Source organism: Amycolatopsis sp. NPDC114478 (assembly GCF_055633805.1).
In genome coordinates this window covers 1-20,171 of sequence record NZ_JBVKDO010000006.1, presented here as the reverse complement: position 1 = coordinate 20,171, position 20,171 = coordinate 1, and the positions used below count along the sequence as shown (strand labels likewise).

Here is a 20,171-nt window from a genome sequence, read left to right as displayed (position 1 = left end):
AGTTCTCCTCACGATGAGCGCAGGGTGCGCCGCATCATCTTGCCCGATTCGGTGCGCGGCAGGCGATCGGTGAAGTCGAACCGCTTCGGCGTCTTGAACCCGGCCAGCGCCGCCCGGCAGTGTTCGGCCAGCCGCGCGGCCAGGTCGTCGTCCGCGGCGACGCCGGGGACCGGCTCGACGACGGCGACGACCCGCTGACCCCACTCCTCGTCCGGCTCGCCGATCACCGCCGCGTCGGCGACGTCCGGGTGGCTCAGCAGCCGCGCCTCGATCTCGGCCGGGTAGATGTTGACACCGCCGGAGAGGATCAGGTCGGTCCGGCGGTCGAGCAGGAAGACGCGGCCTTCGGCGTCGCGGTGGCCGAAGTCGCCCACGGTGATGAATTCGCCGGACCGGTTCGCCGCGGTCTTCTCCGGGTCGCCGAGGTAGTCGATCGCGGTGTGGGCGGAGCTGAACCAGATCGTGCCCGGCTCGCCGGCCGGCACCTCGGCGCCGTCGTCGTCGAGGATCTTCAGCCGCACGCCGGTCAGCGGCCGGCCCACGGTGCCCGGCGCGGCCAGCCACTCGGTGGCCGTGACGCCGCAGATCAGCCCTTCCGAGGCGCCGTAGTACTCGTGCACCACCGGGCCGAGCCAGGCGATCATCCGCTCCTTGACCTCGCGCGGGCACGGCGCCGCGCCGTGGATGACGCTCGTCAGGCTCGACGTGTCGTATCGCGCGCGGACGTCCTCGGGCAGCCGCAGCATCCGGTGGAACATGGTCGGCACGAGGTGGGTGCCGGTGACGCGGTGCCGTTCGACCAGCCGGAGCGTCTCCTCGGCGTCGAAGCGGTCCATCAGCACCGCGCTATGCCCGAGGTGCATGGCGTTGACGGCGAACGAACCGGGCGCCGCGTGGTAAAGCGGGCACGCCACCAGGTGCACCCCCGGCCCCGGCAGAACGTCGAACGAAGCCAGCAGATCGCGGTGGATCGGGTGCAGCGACGGCGGTTTCCCGCTGAGCGCGCGCCGGACGCCCTTCGGCCGCCCGGTGGTGCCCGACGTGTAGAGCATCGTCTGGCCCGCGGTCCGCGATTCCGGCGGTGTCGACGGCTCGTCCTCGCCCCAGGCCGCGTAGTCGCCCCAGCCGTCGGCCGCGCCGACGGAGAACCGCGGCAGGTCGAGGTCGCATTCGCGCGCGATGTCCGCGTCGGCGACGACGACCCGGGCGCCGCTGTTCGCCACCACGTAAGCGATTTCGGCGGGCGACGACCGGTAGTTGACCGGGGTGAAGTACATCCCCGCCTGCAGCGTGGCGAACAGCAGCTCGAAGTAGGGGAGTCCGTTGTGGACGATCGCGACGACGCCGTCGCCCTCCCCGAGCCCCAGCCGGTGCAGCGCGTGCGTCAGCCGGTTCGCCCGCGCCGCCAGCTCGCCGAAGGTCGCGGCGGTCCCGTCGGGCGCGAGCACCGCTAGCCGGTCCGGGTGCTGCTCGGCGACGTCGAAGAAGGTGCTCACGCCCCGCACGCTACCGGGTACCGTGCGACGCATGGACGCGGAGCTTTTCGGGCAGGTTCTCGGCGCGGTGCGCGACTTCGTGCGCAAGGAGGTCGTGCCGCGCGAGGCGGAGATCGACGAGCGCGACGAGATCCCGGCCGAGATCCGGGACAAAGCCGCCGAGCTGGGCCTGTTCGGCTGGGCGCTGCCGGAGGAGTACGGCGGTCTCGGCCTCGGCATGGCCGAGGACGTCCGGCTCGCGATCGAGCTCGGCCACACGACCCCCGCGTTCCGGTCGCTGTTCGGCACCAACAACGGCATCGCCGGCCAGGCGATCGTGCACTACGGGACGCCGGACCAGCGCACCCGCTGGCTGCCCCGGCTGGCCGCGGGGCAAGCGATCGCGTCGTTCGCGCTCACCGAGGCCGAAGCCGGCTCCGACCCGGGCGGGCTGACCAGCCGCGCGGTCCGCGACGGCGACCGCTACCGGCTCTCGGGCACCAAGCGGTTCATCACGAACGCCCCGCTGGCCGAGGTCTTCGTCGCGTTCGCGCGCACGGACCTCGACAGCACCGGCAGCCGCGGCATCTCGGCGTTCCTGGTGCCCGCGGGCGCGGCCGGCGTCACGGTCGGCCCGCACGACGCCAAGATGGGCCAGGCCGGCGCGTGGACGTCCGAGGTGGTCTTCGACGACGTCGAGCTGTCGGCCGACGCGCTGGTCGGCGAAGAGGGCAAGGGCTTCGGCATCGCGATGGCCTCGCTCGCCCGCGGCCGGCTGCACATCGCGGCGTTGTGCGTCGGCATGGCGGAGCGCGCGCTCGCCGAAGCCGTCGAGTACGCCCGGACAGCACGTCAAGGCGGCCGCGTGATCGGCGAGTACCAGCTCGTGCAGGCGCTGCTCGCGGAGTCGCACGCGGAGCTCGCGGCCGGCCGCGCGATGGTCCACGAAGCCGCCGCGAAGTACGACTCGGGCGAGGACCGCAAGCTCGGGCCGTCGTCGGCGAAGCTGTTCTGCACCGAGATGCTCGGCCGGGTCGCCGACCGCGCGGTCCAGGTGCACGGCGGGATGGGGTACGTCCGCGGCGTCACGGTCGAACGGATCTACCGCGACGCCCGGCTGTTCCGCATCTACGAAGGCACCAGCGAGATCCAGAAGCTCGTCATCGCGCGGCAGCTGCTCAAGGACTGAACTTGCGCTGGAGTCCACTCCAGGACCTAGCGTCGGGGTCATGACCACCGCACAGCACAAGATCGGCTCCGGCTTCGGAGCCGAGACCACCGCGGCCGAAGCCGTGGCGGGCGTCGACCTGACCGGCAAGCTCGCGATCGTCACCGGCGGCTACTCGGGCATCGGCCTGGAGACGACGCGGGCGCTGACGGCCGCGGGCGCGCACGTCGTCGTCCCGGCCCGCCGCCGCGCCACGGCCGAAGAAGCCTTGCGGGGCTTCGAAAACGTCGAGATCGACGAGCTGGACCTTGGTGACCTCGACAGCGTCCGCGCGTTCGCCGAGCGGTTCCTTGCGTCGGGACGCGGGATCGACGTCTTCATCGGCAGCGCCGGGATCATGGCGCTGCCGGAGACCCGCGTCGGACCGGGCTGGGAAGCGCAGTTCGCAACCAACCACCTGGGCCACTTCGCCTTGGTGAGCCGGCTTTGGCCCGCGTTCAACCCTGGTGCCCGCGTCGTTTCGGTCTCCTCGCGCGGCCACCACTACGGCCCGGTCCGCTTCGACGACCTCGACTTCCGGCAGGGCTACGACAAGTGGCTCGCCTACGGCCAGGCGAAGACGGCGAACGTGCTCTTCGCCGTCCACCTCGACAAGCTCGCGCGCGACCACGGCGTCCGCGCGTTCGCCCTGCACCCGGGCCGGATCCTCACCGACCTCGTGCGCCACCTGGACCGCCAGGAGCTCGTCGACGCCGGCATGGTCGACGAGTCCGGGCGGGTCACGGGCGGCGCGAAGACGCCGGAGCAGGGCGCCGCGACCCAGGTCTGGGCGGCGACGTCCCCGCGGCTCGACGGCCTCGGCGGCGTGTACATCGAGGACTGCGACATCGCCGAGCCCGCGCCCGCCGACGGCACCCGCACGGGTGTCAAGGACTACGCGATCGACCCGGCGCAAGCCGAGCGGCTCTGGACGGTGTCGGCCGAACTGACCGGCGTCAACGCCTTCTAGAGCTTCTCCACCTGCCGCACCAGCAGGTCGATCTCGTCCTCGGTGTTGTAGTAGTGCACCGACGCCCGGACCAGGTCCGGCAGGTCGCGCGCGGTGAAGTCGAACTGGGCCGACGTCCGCGACGACACCGACGTGTTGATGTTCGCCTCGGCGAGCCGTGCCTTGATCTCCGCGGCGGGCGTCCCCGCGAGGCTGAACGTGACGATGCCGCACTTGCGGGCACCGACGTCGTGCACGCGCGCCCCGGCTTCGGCGAGCCGGCCGCGCAGCGTGGCCGCCAGGGAGGCGACGCGCTCTTCGATGGCCGGCAGGCCCCAGTCGAGCGCGTAGTCGATCGCCGCGCCGAGCCCGAACACTGCCGCGAAGTCGCGTTCCCACACCTCGAAGCGCTTGGCGGTCGGGTCGACGACGTACTCCGTCGGCGACTCCCAGCTCGCCGAGTGCAGGTCGAGCATCGCCGGCTCCAGCCGCTCGCGCAGCCGCGGGTGCACGTAGAGGAACCCGGTGCCGCGCGGGCCGCGCAGGTACTTGCGGCCGGTCGTCGACAGCGCGTCGCACTTCAGGCGCGAGACGTCGAGGTCGAGCTGGCCGGCGGACTGGCACGCGTCGAGCAGGTACGGGATCCCGGCGGCCGAAGCGACTTCGCCGATCTCCTCGGCCGGGTTGACCAGGCCGCCCTGGGTGGGCACGTGGCTGACGGCGATCAGCTTGACGTCGCCGTCGACGCGCCGCTTCAGGTCTTCGACGTCCAGCTGGCCCGACTCGTCGTCGCCGACCACCTCGACGACCGCGCCGGTGCGCTTGGCGACCTGCAGGTACGCGATGGCGTTGCTGGCGTACTCCGCGCGCGAGGTGAGGATCCGGTCGCCGGTCTTGAAGGGCAGCGCGTAGAAGACCGCCTGCCACGACCGGGTCGCGTTGTCGGTGAGCGCGATGTCGTCGGGTTCGGCGCCGACGAGCCGCGCCGCCGACGCGTACACCGCGGCGAGCCGGTCGGCCGCCTCGGCCGCTGCCTCGTAGCCGCCGCGCAGTGCTTCGTGGCGCAGGTACTCGACGACGGTGTCGGTCACGACGGCCGGCGGGAGCGCCGAACCGGCGTTGTTGAAGTGGACCACTTCGGCGCAGCCGGGTGTTTCACGGCGGGCGCGGTCGACGTCGAAGGTCATGTGAACTGAATACAGTAGCTCTCTTCTGTATGCAATACTGCGCCCATGGCTCGGACCCCGTTGCGCAGCGACCTCATCGAGGAGATCACCACCCGCGTGCTGGACGGGCGGCTCGCCGCCGGCGCCCGCGTCAACGAGGTCCACCTGGCCCGCGAACTGGGCGTCAGCCGGACGCCGCTGCGGGAGGCGCTGATCGGGCTCGCGGACCGCGGGCTGCTCGTTTCCGCGCCGGGGCGGGGGTTCCTGGTGCCGCCGTTCGACCCGGACGAGGCCCGCCGCCTCTACCCGCTGGTCGCCGAGCTCGAGGCGCTGGCCCTGCGCTGGACGTCGCCGCTGGAGCTGGCCGGGCTGCCGGACGCGCTCGACGTCGTCGCCGACGAAATGGCGGCGGCGCTCGAGTCCGGCGCCGATCTGTCCGATGTGGACGAACGGTGGCACGCCCTGCTGCTGTCCCGCTGCCCCAACCCGCACCTGCTGCGGCTGATCGGGCAGACCAAGCCGCTGCTCAAGCGGTACGAATCGTGCTACTTCGGCGGGGCGGCCCGCGCCGGGGAGAGCATCGGCGAGCATCGCCGCATCGCCGCCGCACTGCGCGACGGCGACCTGCCGACCGCGTCCGCGGTGCTCGTCCGGAACTGGGTGAAAGCGCTGGCGTACCTGGGGAAGGACGAAAGATGATCATCGCGCACCTGAGCGACCTGCACCTCGACGGCGGCTCGCGGGCGGAAGACCGGGTCGCGGCCGTGATGGCCTCGCTCGGCGGCCTGGCCCGCCCGATCGACGCGGTCGTGGTGACCGGCGACATCGCCGACCACGGCGCGGCCTCCGAATACGCGCGCGCGGCCGAGCTGCTGAAGCACCCGGCGCCGGTGCTGGTGTGCCCGGGCAACCACGACGTCCGTTCGGCGTTCCGCACCGGGTTGCTCGGCCTGCCCGCGTCCGACGACCCGATCGACTTCGCCCAGGAGGTCGGCGGCGTCCTGTTCGCGCTGTGCGACTCGACGATTCCCGGCCGCGGCGCGGGTTTCCTGGCCGACTCGACCTTGGCGTGGCTCGACGACACGCTCGCCGGCGGCGACGGCCCGGCGTTCGTCGCCTTCCACCACCCGCCGGTCGAGGTGGGAGTGGAGTTGGTCGACGCGATCCGCCAATCCGGCGAGGACCGGCTGGCGGCGGCGCTGGCCCGGCACCCACGTGTGAAGGCGCTCTTGGCCGGGCACGTGCACACGGGCGCGTCGACGACGTTCGCCGGAGTGCCGCTGCGCATCGCGCCGGGCGTGGTGTCGCAGTCGTTGCTGCCGGTGGAGCCGGGCGCGGAACGCGGCTGGGACGACGGCGGCCCGCTGGACTACGAGCGGCCGCCGTCCCTGCTGCTGCACGTCCTGCACGACGACGGCCGGGTGACCAGCCACCACCGCGTGGTCAGCTGCTGAACACCGGCAGCGTGAGCTTCGACGGCCGGGCGGCGTCGTGGAAGATCTCGAAGCGGTTCGGCTTCCCCTTCACCGCCGACGTGACCGGTTCGTCCGTGCCGTGGTTGCGCGCGAACCGGGGGAACGCCCCGCCCGCCACCTGGACGCGCAGGCGGTGGCCGCGGCGGAAGCGGTACGCCGTCGGGTCGAGCGTCACTTCCGCCGTCACCACCCCGTCGTCGTCGGCCGCCGGGAAACCGGGCCGCAGCCGCACGATCCCGTCGGTCACGTTGCGGGACACGCCGTTCGCGTCGACGTCGCAGAGCCGCACGTAGACGTCCGCGTGGCCGAGCTCGGTGCGCACGTGCACCGTCGCCGACATCTCGCCGATGACGTCCAGCTCCGCCGGCAGCGGCTCGCCGGTGAACACCAGCACGTCCGGCCGGGCCTCGACCTCCTGGTTGTCGCGCTGCTTCCACTCGCCGGTCAGCAGCGGCCCGCCGACCGCCGGCGTCGGGTCCGCCGGGTCGTAGGTGAACGTCGTCGGCCGCGCCTCGCCGGCGACGGTCTCGCCGAGGCCGCCGATCGGCCGCAGGTGCGACGCGGTCGCCGTCGAGGGCGGCGGCCACGACTCGAAGTCCAGCCACGTCCCGGCGCCCTGCAGGAACAGCCGGACCGGCGATCGCTGCAGCTGCGTCCGGTCGCCGAGCAGGTGCGCGCGCAGGAACCCGAGCTGGTCCCGGATCATCGGGCCCATGCTCGCCGGCTCGCCGTGCGCCCACGGCCCGACCGTGAGCCGCGGCGCCTTGCCCGCCTCGGCGAGGATCCGGAAGTCGCGCAGCTGGGAGCCGATGAACAGGTCGTACCAGCCGGTCACCATCGACACCGGGACGTCGAGCTTCGCGACTTCGGCGCTGTGGTCGGACATCGCCCAGTAGTCGTCTTCGGGGACGAAGTGCTCGGTGATGTCCTGGAGGAACTGCACCGGCTTGCCGATCGCGGCGACGTCGGCGCGGCTCAGCGGCAGGAACGACATCGCCTTCCGCGTCTTGCGCTTCTGCAGCGGGTTCGGCAGCGCGGCGAAGCGCTCTTCCTGGCGGCCGATCATCGCCGACCACGACACCATGTTGTCCGCCGCGAGCACGCCGCCGGGGTAGAACGTCGAGACGAACTCCGACGCCGTCACGCCCAGGCACATCGCCGCCAGGGGCGGGTCGAGGTACGGCCCGACCGCCCACTGCGTGTGGCCGAGGTAGCTGGCGCCCGCCATGGCGAGGTTGCCGTCGCACCACGGCTGCGCGCGTAGCCACTCGGCGGTCGCGACGCCGTCCTCGCGCTCGAGGTGGAACGGCCGGAACTCGCCGCCGGAGCCGAACGAGCCGCGCGTGCTCTGGATGACCGTCTGCAGGCCGTGCCGGGCGAACGTGTCGCCGAAGAGCTTCGAGAGGATGCCCTTGCGCCCGTAGGGCGTGCGGATCAGCACCACCGGCGCCGACGTCGTCCCGGCCGGGGCGTACCGGTCGGCGAGCAGCGTGACGCCGTCGGGCATCGGCACGGTGAGGTCGCGCGTCACCACCGGCTTCGGGCCTTCGGGGCGGGGGAGTCCGAGCAGCTTGTCGACAAGTCGGTCCAGCACGGGCGCCCGCCTTCCGAAGTGGAGCAGATCCTTCCGGATCCGACCGTACCTCAGTTCGCGCGGGCGAGCGTTTCCGGACGCAGGAGCCTGGCGAGCTCCTCGGCGGGGATCAGGCCCTTCTCGACGACGAGCTCGGCGACACCCCGCCCGGTCGCGAGGGCCTCCTTGGCGATCTCGGTCGCGGCCGCGTAGCCGATGCTCGGGTTGAGCGCCGTCACGAGCCCGATCGAGTTCTCGACGTAGGCGCGCAGGACGTCGACGTTCGCGGTGATCCCCGCGACGCACTTCGTGGCCAGCGTCCGGCAGGCCGCGCCCAGGTGCGTGATGCTCTCCGACAGCGCGTGCAGGATGATCGGCTCGAACGCGTTGAGCTGCAGCTGTCCGGCCTCGGCCGCCATCGTCACGGCGACGTCGTTGCCGATCACCTCGAACGCGACCTGGTTCACCACCTCGGGGATCACCGGGTTGATCTTGCCGGGCATGATCGACGACCCGGCCTGCACCGGCGGCAGGTTGATCTCGTTGAGCCCGGCGCGCGGACCGGACGACAGCAGCCGCAGGTCGTTGCAGCTCTTCGAAAGCTTGACGGCGATCCGCTTGAGCACGCCGGACAGGTGCACGAACGCGCCGCAGTCCTGGGTCGCCTCGACCAGGTCGGCCGCGGTGACGACGGGCAGCCCGGTGATCTCGCGCAGGTGCCGGCACGCGGCTTCGGCGTACCCCGGCGCGGCGTTGAGGCCGGTGCCGATCGCGGTCGCGCCGAGGTTGATCTCGTGCAGCAGCGCGACGGCCTCGTTCAGCCGCAGCCGGTCCTCGCCGAGCATCACCGCGTAGGTGCCGAACTCCTGGCCGAGCGTCATCGGGACCGCGTCCTGCAGCTGCGTCCGGCCCATCTTGAGGACGTCGTGGAACTCGACGGCCTTGGCGGCGAACGCCTTCTCCAGCACGACCATGGCGTCGGACAGCTCGCGCACGGCGATGATCGTCGCGACGTTCACCGCGGTCGGGTACGCGTCGTTCGTCGACTGCCCGAGGTTGACGTGCTCGTTGGGGTGCACGACGTGGTAGTCGCCCTTGGCGTGCCCGAGCAGCTCGAGCGCGCGGTTGGCGATGACCTCGTTGGCGTTCATGTTGGTCGACGTCCCGGCGCCGCCCTGGATGACGTCGACGACGAACTCGCCGTGCAGCGCGCCTTCGCGGATCTCCCGGCAGGCTTCGCAGATGGCGTCGGCGATCTCGGGTTCGAGCAGCCCCAGCTCGGCGTTGGCGCGGGCCGCCGCTTCTTTCACCGAGGCCAGCGCCTCGATCAGGTGCGGGTAGGCGGCGATCGTCGTGCCGGTGATGGGGAAGTTCTCGCGGGCGCGGGCGGTGTGCACGCCCCAGTAGGCGTCGGCCGGGACGTCCTTGTCGCCGAGCAGGTCGTGTTCGCGGCGGGTGGTCATCAGAGTCTCCCCACAGAGGCGGCCAGTTTTCCGGTGACGCGCAGGTTGTCCGGTCCGTCCGGGACCTCGATCCCGCACAGCTTCAGCGCGGCGGCCAGCACGGGATACCGTGCGCGGTCGCCGCCGTCGGCGATCTTGAAGGCGATCGCCGTGCCGTCCGGCAGCGCGGCGACCTGGACGGCCTCGAAGCCGTCCTTCGCGATCAGCCCGGGCACCGCGTGCATGACGGCGGTGACGTCGCGGCGGCTGCCGCCGACCAGCTCCGGGTGCCGGCGGATCCCGTCGGCGACCAGGTGTTCCGGCGTGCCGGGCGCGGCCGCGGCGATCTTCGAGACGGCGGTGGCGAGGCCGCGCAGCGTCGTCGCGAACAGCGGGGCACCGCAGCCGTCCACCGCCACGCGCTCGATGCCGTGCCCGGTGAGGTCCTCGACGGTGGCGGCGATCGCGCGCTGCAGCGGGTGGGCCGGATCGAGGTAGCCGTCGACGGCCCAGCCGTTGAGCCGGCACGTCTTCAGCATCGCGGCGTGCTTGCCGGAGCAGTTGTGCGCCAGCCGGCTCGGCGCCCGTCCCGCGGCGAGCCAGCGGTCGCGCTCGACGGGGTCGTACGGGAAGTCGGCCGGATTACCCAGCTCGCCGGGGGAGTGGCCGTCGAGCACGGCGGACGCGGCGTCCAGGTGCTCCGGCTCGCCGGAGTGGCTCGCCGCGGCGATCGCGAACCCGGCGGGGGACAGGAGCAGCCCGAGCCGGGCCATCGCGGCGGCCTGCAGCGGTTTCGCCGTCGAGCGCGGGTACATGGCGGCGTCCGGGTCGCCCGCGGCGAACAGCGTCGTGCCGTCCGGGGCGAGCACGATGGCGGAGCCGTGGTGCCCGCCCTCGACCATGCCGTCGCGGACCAGCTCGACCAGGGGTTCGGCGGTCACAGGCCCTCCTCGTCGAACGCTCGCATGTCGATCCGCCGGCGGGCGGCGAACCAGCCCACGACCAGCGCGACGGCGATCGCGGGCAGCGCAAGCAGGGTGATCCGGCCGGTCTCGTCGAAGCCCATCAGCACGACTACGGCGGCCAGGAACACGAGCGTCGCGATCTCGGTGTAGGGCGAGAACGGCAGCCGGAACGCGGGCCGCTCGAGCCCGTCGCGCCTGGCCTTCCGGACGAAGAGCAGGTGGCAGAGCACGATGATCGCCCAGGTGGCGAGGATGCCGATCGCGGCGAAGTTCAGCACGATGTCGAAGGCTTCCTTCGGCACCAGGTAGTTGAGCCCGACGCCCAGCACGCAGACCGACGCGGTGAGCAGGATGCCGCCGTAGGGCACCTGGTTGCGGTTCATCACGCCGGTGAACTTCGGCGCCGAGCCCGCCTTCGCCATCGACCGCAGGATCCGGCCGGTCGAGTAGAGCCCGGAGTTCAGGCTCGACAGCGCCGCGGTGAGCACGACCAGGTTCATCACGCTGCCGGCCGCGGGCACGCCCAGGTGCGACAGCACGGTGACGAACGGGCTCTGGTCCTTCGTGTAGGAGCTCCACGGCAGCAGCATCGCCAGCAGCACGACCGAGCCGACGTAGAAGACGAGGATCCGCCACATGATGGAGTTGATCGCCTTCGGCATGATCTTCTCCGGGTTCTCGGTCTCGCCGGCGGCGACGCCGACCAGCTCGACCGAGGCGTAGGCGAACACGACGCCCTGCACGATCAGCACCATCGGCACCAGCCCGGTGGGGAAGATCCCGCCGTGGTCGGTGATCAGCTGCGGGCCGGGGACGGTGCCGTCGATCGGCGTCTGCGTCACCAGCAGGAAGATCCCGATCACCATGAACAGCACGAGCGCGGCGACCTTGACGATGGCGAACCAGAACTCCATCTCGCCGAACAGCTTCACCGAGACGAGGTTGAGCGTCAGGACGACGGCCAGCGCGATCAGCGCGAGCACCCACTGCGGGATCGGCGAGAAGAACGACCAGAAGTGCGCGTAGAGCGCGATCGCCGTGATGTCGGCGATGCCGGTGGTCGACCAGTTGAGGAAGTGCATCCAGCCGGCGACGTACGCGCCCTTCTCGCCCATGAACTCGCGGGCGTAGGAGACGAAGGCGCCGCTGGAGGGCCGGTAGAGGATCAGCTCACCGAGCGCGCGGACTACGAAGAAGGCGAAAAGGCCGCAGACGGCGTAGACGATGGCGAGCGCGGGGCCGGCCTGGGCCAGCCGCCCGCCGGCGCCGAGGAAGAGGCCGGTGCCGATCGCGCCGCCGATGGCGATCATGTTCACGTGCCGCGGCTTGAGGGCCTTGTTGTAGCCGGCGTCGCCCGCATCCGCGGGGGTGGCCGTGAGGGTCTGCTCGGTCACTGGTCCCCGTTCACGATGCTGGTGAGAGTGGCTTCGACGTGCGTGAGGTGCGCGGTCATGGCTTCGACGGCTTGTCGTTCGGAACCGCTCTCGATCGCCGTGACGATCTCGCGGTGTTCGATGTTCGACTGCCGCCGCCGGTCGCCGAGCTGGTTGAGGAAGGCGGACTGGCGGGCCAGCGCGTCCCGGATCTCTTCGATCACCTTCCCGAAGACGGGGTTGCCCGAGGCCTGGGCGATGGTGATGTGGAAGAGCGAGTCGAGCGCGACCCAGGCGGTGTTGTCGGTCTCGGCGTCCATCCGGTCCAGGAGGTGGCCGAGCAGGTCGAGGTCGTCCTGGCTGCGTCGCACGGCGGCGTAGCCCGCGACGGGGATCTCGACGTGCCGGCGCACCTCGATGAGGTCGCGGGCGGAGTAGGGCCCGAAGGTGGGGTTGTCGGCGGGGCCGGTCGCGGTGACGAAGGTTCCCTTGCCGGTCTTGGACTCGGTCATGCCCAGGGCCTGCAGGCCGCGCAGCGCCTCCCGGATGACCGAGCGGCTGACCTCGAACTCCCTGCTCAGGGACGCTTCGGAGGGAAGCTTGGTGCCGACGGGGTAGTCACCGCGTTCGATGAGCTGCCGCAGGTGCGCCAGCACGGCTTCCATGGCGCTGACCCGCCGGGGACCACCTTGTCCGGCTGTCTGGCTGTCAGACAGGTTCATGCGGGGAATGCTCGGTGCCGAGGGGAGCGCTGTCAACGCGAGCGGGGGCGGCTGTGGCCCACCTCACCGGCCGGCCGGTGGTGCCCGCCGGGACTCCGGCGTACCCACTCGCGACCGCTTCCGGCGTCCCCGAGTGACCGCCCGGCAGCACCGCGTGCCCGTGATCACCACCGCCCGAAAAGGGGGCGCGTCGCAGCGGCGGAACACCTCCGGCGAGGAGCAGAATCGACCCCGGCGAGCGCGTGCGCGCCCGGCGGGAGCCACGGGTTAGGGTGAGGGACCCGGGCGCAGCCGGTCCCATTCACCTAGGGGAGGTTTTCGCTGGTGTCGAACGATTCCTTCGTCCACCTGCACGTCCACACCGAGTACTCGATGCTCGACGGCGCGGCGAAGATCGCTCCCCTCTTCGCGGAGGCGGCGCGCCTCGGCATGCCCGCGGTCGGCATGACCGACCACGGCAACATGTACGGCGGCGACGAGTTCTACCAGCAGTCGAAGAAGCACGGCCTCAAGCCGATCATCGGCATCGAGGCCTACATCGCGCCGGAGAGCCGGTTCCACAAGAAGCCGGTCTTCTGGGGGCAGTCGAACCAGCGCGGGTCCGACGAGCTGGGCGAGGGCGGCGACGTCTCGGGCGCCGGCGCGTACACCCACATGACGATGCTCGCGCAGAACGCCACCGGCCTGCGGAACCTCTTCAAGCTGTCCTCGCTGGCCAGCATGCAGGGCTACTACCGCAAGCCCCGGATGGACCGCGAGTTGATCTCCGAAAACCACTCGGGGATCATCGCCACCACCGGCTGCCCGTCCGGCGAGGTGCAGACCCGGCTGCGGCTGGGCCAGAAGGAAGCGGCGATCCAGGCCGCGTCCGACTACAAGGACATCTTCGGCGCCGACAACTTCTTCCTCGAGCTGATGGACCACGGCCTGCCCATCGAGCGGTCGGTCCGCGAGGGCCTGCTCGAGGTCGGCCGCCTGCTCGACCTCAAGCCGATCGCCACCAACGACTCGCACTACGTCACCAAGGACCAGGCGGACACGCACTCCGCGCTGCTCTGCGTCCAGGCCGGCAAGACCCTCAACGACCCGACCCGCTTCAAGTTCGACGGCGACGGCTACTACCTCAAGTCCGCCGCCGAGATGCGCGAGTACTGGGACAAGGAGGTCCCCGGCGCCGCCGACACGACGCTGATGATCGCCGAGCGCATCGAGTCGTACGAAGACGTCTACGCGCACAAGGACCGGCTGCCGTTCTTCGAGGTGCCCGAGGGCTACGACCAGGGCGGCTGGCTGCGCGAAGAGGTCGCGAAGGGCCTGAAGTGGCGCTTCCCGGACGGGCCGCCCGAGGGCTACGACGAGCGCATCGAGAAGGAGCTCGACGTCATCATCGGGAAGGGCTTCCCGGCCTACTTCCTGATCGTCGCCGACCTCATCAGCTACGCCCGCCGCGTCGGCATCCGGGTCGGCCCGGGCCGTGGTTCGGCCGCCGGCTCGCTCGTCGCGTACGTCCTCGGCATCACGAACCTGGACCCGATCCCGCAGAAGCTGCTGTTCGAGCGGTTCCTGAACCCCGAGCGCGTCTCGATGCCCGACATCGACATCGACTTCGACGACCGCCGGCGCGGCGAGATGATCCGGTACGCGACCGACAAGTACGGCTCGGACAAGGTCGCCCAGGTCATCACCTTCGGCACCATTAAGACCAAGGCGGCGATCAAGGACTCCGCGCGGGTCCACTTCGGCCAGCCCGGCTACGCGATCGCCGACAAGATCTCCAAGGCGCTGCCCCCGCCGATCATGGCGAAGGATATCCCGCTCTCGGGCATCGTCGACTCGAAGCACGAGCGCTACGGCGAAGCCGCCGAGGTCCGCGCGCTCGTCGAGACCGACGAAGAGTGCAAGACGATCTTCGAGACCGCCCGCGGTCTCGAGGGCCTGATCCGCAACGCGGGCGTGCACGCCTGCGCGGTCATCATGTCGTGCGACCCGCTGACCGACGCGATCCCGCTCTGGCAGCGTGACGACGGCTCGATCATCACCGGCTGGGACTACCCGTCGTGCGAGGCCATCGGCCTGCTGAAGATGGACTTCCTGGGCCTGCGGAACCTGACGGTCATCGGGGACGCGATCGACAACATCAAGGCCAACCGCGGGATCGACATCGACCTCGACACGCTGGGTGTCGAGGACCCGGAGACGTACAAGCTGCTCGCCCGCGGTGACACGCTCGGCGTGTTCCAGCTGGACGGCGGGCCCATGCGAGACCTGCTCCGCCGCATGGAGCCCACGGTCTTCGACGACATCGTCGCGGTCGGCGCGCTGTACCGCCCCGGCCCGATGGGCATGAACGCGCACAACGACTACGCCGACCGGAAGAACAACCGGCAGAAGGTCAAGCCGATCCACCCGGAGCTCGACGAGCCGCTGCGGGAGATCCTGGCCGACACCTACGGCCTGATCGTGTACCAAGAGCAGATCATGCACATCGGCCAGAAGGTGGCCGGGTACACGATGGGGCGCGCGGACGTGCTCCGCCGCGCGATGGGCAAGAAGAAGAAGGAAGTCCTCGACCTCGAGTACGAGGGCTTCGAGGCCGGGATGAAGGCCAGCGACCTGGTCCCGGGCGGGTTCTCCGCCGAGGCCGTCAAGGCGCTCTGGGACACGATCCTCCCGTTCGCCGGCTACGCGTTCAACAAGAGCCACGCGGCCGCGTACGGCCTGGTCTCCTACTGGACCGCGTACCTCAAGGCGAACTTCACCGCCGAGTACATGGCGGCCCTGCTGACGTCGGTCGGCGACAACAAGGACAAGTCGGCGGTCTACCTGTCCGAGTGCCGCCGGCTCGGCATCAAGGTGCTGCCGCCGGACGTCAACGAGTCGGCCCTGCGGTTCGCGGCCGTCGGGGACGACATCCGCTTCGGGCTGGGTGCCGTCCGCAACGTCGGCGCGAACGTCGTCGAGTCGATCATCAAGACCCGCGAGGAGAAGGGCAAGTACGCCTCCTTCACCGACTTCCTCGACAAGTCCGAGCTCGTGGCCTGCAACAAGCGGGTCATCGAATCGCTGATCAAGGCGGGCGGGTTCGACTCGCTCGGCCACACACGGCTGTCGATGATCCAGGTCCACGAAGACGCGGTGGAAGCCGTCGTACCGCTCAAGCGCCAGGAGGCGATGGGCCAGTTCGACCTGTTCGGCTTCGGCGGGGACGACGGCGAGGCGGCACCGTCGTCGTCGCCGCTCGCGCACCTGAAGTTCGGCGAGGAGGAGTACCCGCGCAAGCAGCTGCTCGCCTACGAGCGCGAGATGCTGGGCCTGTACGTGTCGGCCCACCCGCTGGACGGCGCCGAGCGGATCCTGCGCAAGCACGCGCCGAAACCGATCGCCGGCATCCTCGCGGACCCGCCGAAGGAAGGCGAGATCGTCATCTCCGGGCTGATCACGTCGCTGGAGCGGCGGGTCAACAAGAAGGGCGAGCCCTGGGCGATCTGCACGGTCGAGGACATGGACGCCTCGCTCGAGGTGCTCTTCTTCCCGAAGTCGTACGCGCTCTTCGCGGGTGAGCTGATCGAAGACAACGCGGTGCTGGTCAAGGGCCGCGTCAACTGGCGTGAAGACAAGATGTCGATCTTCGGCGGTGGCCTCGCGACGCTCGACCTGTCCGAGGTCGGCACGGGCAACGGCGACGACGAGCCCCCGCTGGTCCTGCTGGCCGCGGCGGAGAAGATCGACCAGTCGGTGGTCAGCGAGCTGCGGTCCACGCTGCTGGCGCACAAGGGGGAGACCCCGGTGCACCTCAAGCTGGTGGGGCGGAACCAGACGGTCTTCGCGCTCTACGACTACCCGGTCAAGGTCAGCTCGATGCTGATCGGTGAGCTCAAGGGCATCCGGGGCATCACGGCGTCGACGTAGTCGAGGGGGCTGCGGGAGGTGTGCTCGCGAAGTGCGCTCGCCACCTCCCTCGCCTACGGTGTCTTGTGGGGGTGCAACCCCCACACCCCGCCCGGGGGCGAGCCCCCGGACCCCCGCGGTGGTCCCGTTTCGAGCCAGCTGCCGTGAGGTACACACCACCGATGTCGTACGAACCCGATCCCCGTCGCTGGAAAGCGCTTGCCGTTTCGCTGACGGCCGGGTTCATGGGGCTGCTCGACGTCAGCATCGTCAACGTCGCGCTCCCGTCGATGCAGTCCGGGCTGAACGCGACCAGCGGCGGCATCCGCTGGGTCGTCTCCGGCTACGCGCTGGCGTTCGGGCTGGTCCTGGTCACCGGCGGCCGGCTCGGCGACGCGTTCGGCCGCCGGACCATGTTCCTCGGCGCCCTCGCCGCGTTCGTCATCACGAGCGCGCTGGCCGGCGCGGCCCCGAACGAAACGACGCTGGTGATCGCGCGGCTCGCCCAGGGCGTCGCGGCCGGCATGCTCACCCCGCAGAACACCGGCCTGATCCAGGACCTCTTCCGCGGCGCCGAGCGCGGCCGCGCGTTCGGGATGTTCGGTGCCGTCGTCGGGATCTCGACGGCGGTCGGCCCGATCCTCGGCGGCGCGATCCTCGCCGTCTTCGGCGCGCAGGATGGCTGGCGCTGGGTGTTCTACGTCAACGTCCCGATCGGCGTCCTCGCGTTTGCGCTGGCCCTGCGGCTGCTGCCGCGCAGCGAGAAGAAGCAGATCAAGGTCCGGTCGGAGATCGACTTCGTCGGCATCGCGCTGCTCGCGGTCGCCGTCCTCGGCGTGCTGCTGCCGGTCATCCAGTCCGACGACGGCGGGCCGGCCCGATTCTGGTGGCTGTTCGTCGTCGCGCTGGTGTTCGGGTTCGCGTTCGTGCGCTGGGAGCGTTCGGTCGTCCGGCGCGGCCGGTCGCCGCTGCTGGACACCCGGCTGTTCACCGGCACGCCTGGCTACGCCGCCGGTGCCGCCGTCGGCGCGCTGTACTTCTGCGGGTTCGCCGGGATCTGGCTGGTCTTCGCGATGTTCTTCCAGCAGGGCCTCCACTACACGCCGCTGCAGTCGGGCCTGTCGGTGACGCCGTTCGCGGTCGGCTCGGCGGTGTCCGCGGCCGTCGCCGGGCGGCTCGTGCCGACCTTCGGCCGGCGGCTGACCGTCACCGGCCTGGCCATGGTCGCGCTGGGCCTGCTCGCGGTGGCGGTGCTCGCCGAGCTCGTCCCGCCGTCGGCGTCCGGGTGGGCGTTCGCGCTGCCGCTGCTGTTCGCGGGGGTGGGCGGCGGCATGGTGATCTCGCCGAACACGACGTTGACGCTCGAGTGCGTGCCGGTCCGGATGGCGGGCGTCGCCGGCGGCGCGCTGCAGACCGGGCAGCGGATCGGCACGGCCATCGGCACCGCGGTACTGGCTTCGGTGTTCGGCACGGTCGTCGTCGCGGCCAAGGACTACCCGCTCGCGCTCACCGTCGCGCTGTGCTGCGCGGCCGGCTTGACGTGCCTCGCGCTGGCCCTCGCGATCGCCGAACTGCGGGCGCGGCGCCACCGTGCGCAGACTTCCGACCACGAACGGGACGACCGGCGGGCCGAGACGTCCGCCGCGGACGTCCAACGGGGCTGAGACACTACTTTCGGCAGATTTGCGATGCTCCAAACGAGTGACGAGCGCGGAAAGACACTGGTGCTACGCAGAGCAACCGGGTAGATCTTATGGAGCCTTCACTGCGCGGCTTCGGCTACCGACAGTGGCAATCGGTCGGCCACCCGGGGATGGGGTGACCGGCCCGAGCGATCGAGGCGTCCGGAGTTCGAGGGAATGGACACACTCGGTCACCTTCCATCCAGTGAGTTGTCGGCGTCCGCGGGGGACCGTCCGGCACTCGCGGAAGGGATGCCCATCGGCAGCCGCCGGCGCGTGACGGCAGCGGGTGGGCCCGGGTGAGGGGGAACCGGGCCCGCCCGTTCTTCGTGTCGTGCTTCCACCCCGCTCGTGATCATGTTGGGATGACCGCGTCCGACAGGCACGAGCCCGGGAGCTTCGATGACCCAGCAGCCGTCGCGGCCGGAGAGCCGGCTGCGGGTGTGGTACCGGCCGATGCGCTCGCGCGACAGCGGTGAGCACCACCGCGTCGCGACACCCCTGGAACTGCTGTTCGACCTCTGCTTCGTGGTCGCCGTCGGCCAGGCCGCGGCTTCACTGCACCACGCGCTGGCCGAGGGCCACGCCGCCCACGGCGTCACGTCGTTCGCGACGGTGTTCTTCGCGATCTGGTGGGGCTGGCTGAACTTCAGCTGGTTCGCTTCGGCGTTCGACACCGACGACGTCCCGTACCGGCTGGCCACGCTCGTGCAGATCGCCGGCGGGCTGACCGTCGCGGCGGCCGTGTCGAGCGCGTTCGAGGGCGACTTCCGGCTGATGGTCATCGGGTACGTGCTGATGCGGCTGGCGATGGTGTTCCAGTGGCTGCGGGCCGCGCGGTCCGATCCCCGCTGCCGCCCGGCGGCGCTGCGGTACGCGGCGGGCATCGCGGTGGTCCAGGTGCTGTGGGTGTCCTACCTGTGGCTGCCCGAGGGGGTGCGGCTGGTCGCCTTCATCGGGTTCGCGGTGCTGGAGATGGCCGTCCCGGTCTGGGCGGAGAGCCGGCACGGCACGACCTGGCACCCGCACCACATCGCGGAGCGGTACGGCCTGTTCACCTTGATCGTGCTCGGCGAGGTCATCCTCAGCGCGACGAACGCGATCAAGGAGGGCACCGCGGAGCCGGGGCACACCGGTGAGCTGATCTCGCTGGCCGCGGCCGGGCTGGTCCTCGTCTTCTCCATGTGGTGGCTGTACTTCGACCGGCCGGGACACGCGCGGCTTGTCCGCCGGCCGACGATGTTCACGTCGATGAGCTGGGGCTACGGCCACTACCTGATCTTCGCCTCCGTCGCGGCCGTCGGGGCGGGGCTCGAGGTGGCGGTCGCGTACGACACGGGGACCCTGCACCTCGGCGGGGTGGCCGCCGCGTTGCCGACCACGATCCCGGTCGCGGTCTTCCTGCTCAGCGTGTGGCTGCTGCACATCGGGCCGACCAACGAGTGCCGGCCGATCGCCGTCGGTTTCCCGGTGACGGCGGTGCTCGTCCTGGCGGCGTCGTTCACGCCGGCGCCGATCCACGTCGCCGCGGTGCTGACGGCCGCGCTCGTCGCGCTGACGGTCGTCGCGACCCACGGGCAGCCGCTGCCGGCCTGATCGCGGATCGGTGCAGGTCAGCGGCCTGGCGCGATAAAAGGGACCCCCCTGTGCGAGGGGGTTTCGGGGGCATGTAAAGTTCTCCAAGTCGCCAGGGAAACCGGGTGGCCGCCGGGAACACGAACCAAGCTCCTACGATCGTGGTAGAGTGGGTGGTCCCGAACCAGGGTGGTATCCCTGGAACAAAGCTTGAAACAAAAGCCGAAGACCAAGGCGCTTCGCGGCGCGGCGGTCCGAAGTGTGTTGCTTGAGAACTCAACAGTGTGCTAGTGAACTAAGCCAGTAGAGCTTATGTATTGAACCTCGTATGAGGTTCCTTTGAGAGCATTAAATTGCCTCGATTAAACTGTTCATTGTTGGAGAGTTTGATCCTGGCTCAGGACGAACGCTGGCGGCGTGCTTAACACATGCAAGTCGAACGCTGAACCACCTTCGGGTGGGGATGAGTGGCGAACGGGTGAGTAACACGTGGGTAATCTGCCCTGCACTCTGGGATAAGCCTTGGAAACGAGGTCTAATACCGGATATCACCTCCTACCGCATGGTGGGTGGTTGAAAGTTCTGGCGGTGCAGGATGAACCCGCGGCCTATCAGCTTGTTGGTGGGGTAGTGGCCTACCAAGGCGACGACGGGTAGCCGGCCTGAGAGGGTGACCGGC

14 protein-coding genes and 1 rRNA gene are annotated in these 20,171 nt (G+C 70.5%); 8 read left to right on the top strand and 7 right to left on the bottom strand.

Going from position 1 to position 20,171, the window contains the following annotated elements; genetic code table 11:
• Window positions 1–8: 8 nt before the first annotated feature.
• Window positions 9–1,496, bottom strand: a complete 1,488-nt coding sequence (locus ACZ7OH_RS18580) for an AMP-binding protein (protein ID WP_470281891.1) — start codon at window positions 1,494–1,496, stop codon at window positions 9–11.
• A gap of 31 nt (window positions 1,497–1,527) precedes the next feature.
• Here ACZ7OH_RS18580 and ACZ7OH_RS18575 point away from each other — a divergent pair, with 31 nt between their 5' ends.
• Together ACZ7OH_RS18575 and ACZ7OH_RS18570 are read left to right on the top strand one after the other, a co-directional pair.
• The gene (locus tag ACZ7OH_RS18575) at window positions 1,528–2,664 is read left to right on the top strand and encodes an acyl-CoA dehydrogenase family protein (protein ID WP_400903963.1); all 1,137 of its coding nucleotides are present in this window, start codon (window positions 1,528–1,530) and stop codon (window positions 2,662–2,664) included.
• A gap of 40 nt (window positions 2,665–2,704) precedes the next feature.
• Window positions 2,705–3,652, top strand: coding sequence for an SDR family NAD(P)-dependent oxidoreductase (locus tag ACZ7OH_RS18570; RefSeq protein WP_470281890.1), 948 nt, complete (start codon window positions 2,705–2,707; stop codon window positions 3,650–3,652).
• Here ACZ7OH_RS18570 and ACZ7OH_RS18565 read toward each other — a convergent pair.
• Window positions 3,649–4,818, bottom strand: coding sequence for an aminotransferase class V-fold PLP-dependent enzyme (locus ACZ7OH_RS18565; protein WP_470281889.1), 1,170 nt, complete (start codon window positions 4,816–4,818; stop codon window positions 3,649–3,651). The two genes, ACZ7OH_RS18570 and ACZ7OH_RS18565, sit on opposite strands and share 4 nt — an antisense overlap.
• 45 nt (window positions 4,819–4,863) lie before the next feature.
• On the opposite strand from ACZ7OH_RS18565, the gene ACZ7OH_RS18560 reads away from it, so the two are divergent.
• Both ACZ7OH_RS18560 and ACZ7OH_RS18555 read left to right on the top strand, forming a co-directional pair.
• Window positions 4,864–5,496: a GntR family transcriptional regulator gene (locus ACZ7OH_RS18560; RefSeq protein WP_470281888.1), complete on the top strand. Its 633-nt coding sequence runs from the start codon at window positions 4,864–4,866 to the stop codon at window positions 5,494–5,496.
• A complete protein-coding gene (locus ACZ7OH_RS18555; protein ID WP_470281887.1) occupies window positions 5,493–6,251 on the top strand; it encodes a metallophosphoesterase in 759 nt (252 codons plus the stop codon). Before ACZ7OH_RS18560 ends, ACZ7OH_RS18555 begins: the two co-directional genes overlap by 4 nt.
• On the opposite strand, the gene ACZ7OH_RS18550 is transcribed toward ACZ7OH_RS18555, so the two are convergent.
• Genes ACZ7OH_RS18550 through ACZ7OH_RS18530 form a run of 5 tightly spaced genes read right to left on the bottom strand, consistent with a single transcriptional unit; the run spans window position 6,241 to window position 12,290 of the window.
• Window positions 6,241–7,866 carry a CocE/NonD family hydrolase gene (locus tag ACZ7OH_RS18550; protein WP_470281886.1) on the bottom strand — a complete coding sequence of 542 codons (1,626 nt, stop codon included), beginning with the start codon at window positions 7,864–7,866 and terminating at the stop codon, window positions 6,241–6,243. The genes ACZ7OH_RS18555 and ACZ7OH_RS18550 overlap by 11 nt on opposite strands.
• Before the next feature lie 50 nt (window positions 7,867–7,916).
• Window positions 7,917–9,308 carry an aspartate ammonia-lyase gene (gene aspA / locus ACZ7OH_RS18545; RefSeq protein ID WP_470281885.1) on the bottom strand — a complete coding sequence of 464 codons (1,392 nt, stop codon included), beginning with the start codon at window positions 9,306–9,308 and terminating at the stop codon, window positions 7,917–7,919.
• A complete protein-coding gene (locus ACZ7OH_RS18540; RefSeq protein WP_470281884.1) occupies window positions 9,308–10,228 on the bottom strand; it encodes an asparaginase in 921 nt (306 codons plus the stop codon). The genes aspA and ACZ7OH_RS18540 overlap by 1 nt, the downstream gene beginning before the upstream one ends.
• Window positions 10,225–11,646 (bottom strand): amino acid permease, encoded by a 1,422-nt coding sequence (locus ACZ7OH_RS18535; protein ID WP_470281883.1) that lies wholly within the window; start codon window positions 11,644–11,646, stop codon window positions 10,225–10,227. Before ACZ7OH_RS18535 ends, ACZ7OH_RS18540 begins: the two co-directional genes overlap by 4 nt.
• Window positions 11,643–12,290 carry a FadR/GntR family transcriptional regulator gene (locus tag ACZ7OH_RS18530; RefSeq protein WP_470282238.1) on the bottom strand — a complete coding sequence of 216 codons (648 nt, stop codon included), beginning with the start codon at window positions 12,288–12,290 and terminating at the stop codon, window positions 11,643–11,645. Before ACZ7OH_RS18530 ends, ACZ7OH_RS18535 begins: the two co-directional genes overlap by 4 nt.
• A 381-nt stretch (window positions 12,291–12,671) precedes the next feature.
• Here ACZ7OH_RS18530 and dnaE point away from each other — a divergent pair, with 381 nt between their 5' ends.
• The 4 genes from dnaE to ACZ7OH_RS18510 form a co-directional block, all read left to right on the top strand.
• On the top strand, window positions 12,672–16,256 hold the full coding sequence (gene dnaE, locus ACZ7OH_RS18525) for a DNA polymerase III subunit alpha (RefSeq protein ID WP_470281882.1): 3,585 nt from the start codon (window positions 12,672–12,674) through the stop codon (window positions 16,254–16,256).
• 161 nt (window positions 16,257–16,417) lie between these two features.
• Window positions 16,418–17,899: an MFS transporter gene (locus ACZ7OH_RS18520; RefSeq protein WP_470281881.1), complete on the top strand. Its 1,482-nt coding sequence runs from the start codon at window positions 16,418–16,420 to the stop codon at window positions 17,897–17,899.
• A gap of 420 nt (window positions 17,900–18,319) precedes the next feature.
• Window positions 18,320–19,513 carry a low temperature requirement protein A gene (locus tag ACZ7OH_RS18515; RefSeq protein ID WP_470281880.1) on the top strand — a complete coding sequence of 398 codons (1,194 nt, stop codon included), beginning with the start codon at window positions 18,320–18,322 and terminating at the stop codon, window positions 19,511–19,513.
• 353 nt (window positions 19,514–19,866) lie between these two features.
• Window positions 19,867–20,171: ribosomal RNA gene (locus tag ACZ7OH_RS18510) — 16S ribosomal RNA — on the top strand; the annotation flags it as partial.

What these genes read in the sequence shown, in the direction of transcription:
- ACZ7OH_RS18575 (WP_400903963.1), top strand. Translation starts at nt 1,528, where the DNA reads ATGGACGCGGAGCTTTTCGGGCAGGTTCTCGGCGCGGTGCGCGACTTC.
- ACZ7OH_RS18570 (WP_470281890.1), top strand. Translation starts at nt 2,705, where the DNA reads ATGACCACCGCACAGCACAAGATCGGCTCCGGCTTCGGAGCCGAGACC.
- ACZ7OH_RS18565 (WP_470281889.1), bottom strand. Translation starts at nt 4,818, where the DNA reads ATGACCTTCGACGTCGACCGCGCCCGCCGTGAAACACCCGGCTGCGCC.
- ACZ7OH_RS18560 (WP_470281888.1), top strand. Translation starts at nt 4,864, where the DNA reads ATGGCTCGGACCCCGTTGCGCAGCGACCTCATCGAGGAGATCACCACC.
- ACZ7OH_RS18555 (WP_470281887.1), top strand. Translation starts at nt 5,493, where the DNA reads ATGATCATCGCGCACCTGAGCGACCTGCACCTCGACGGCGGCTCGCGG.
- aspA (WP_470281885.1), bottom strand. Translation starts at nt 9,308, where the DNA reads ATGACCACCCGCCGCGAACACGACCTGCTCGGCGACAAGGACGTCCCG.
- ACZ7OH_RS18530 (WP_470282238.1), bottom strand. Translation starts at nt 12,290, where the DNA reads ATGGAAGCCGTGCTGGCGCACCTGCGGCAGCTCATCGAACGCGGTGAC.
- ACZ7OH_RS18520 (WP_470281881.1), top strand. Translation starts at nt 16,418, where the DNA reads ATGTCGTACGAACCCGATCCCCGTCGCTGGAAAGCGCTTGCCGTTTCG.
- ACZ7OH_RS18515 (WP_470281880.1), top strand. Translation starts at nt 18,320, where the DNA reads ATGACCCAGCAGCCGTCGCGGCCGGAGAGCCGGCTGCGGGTGTGGTAC.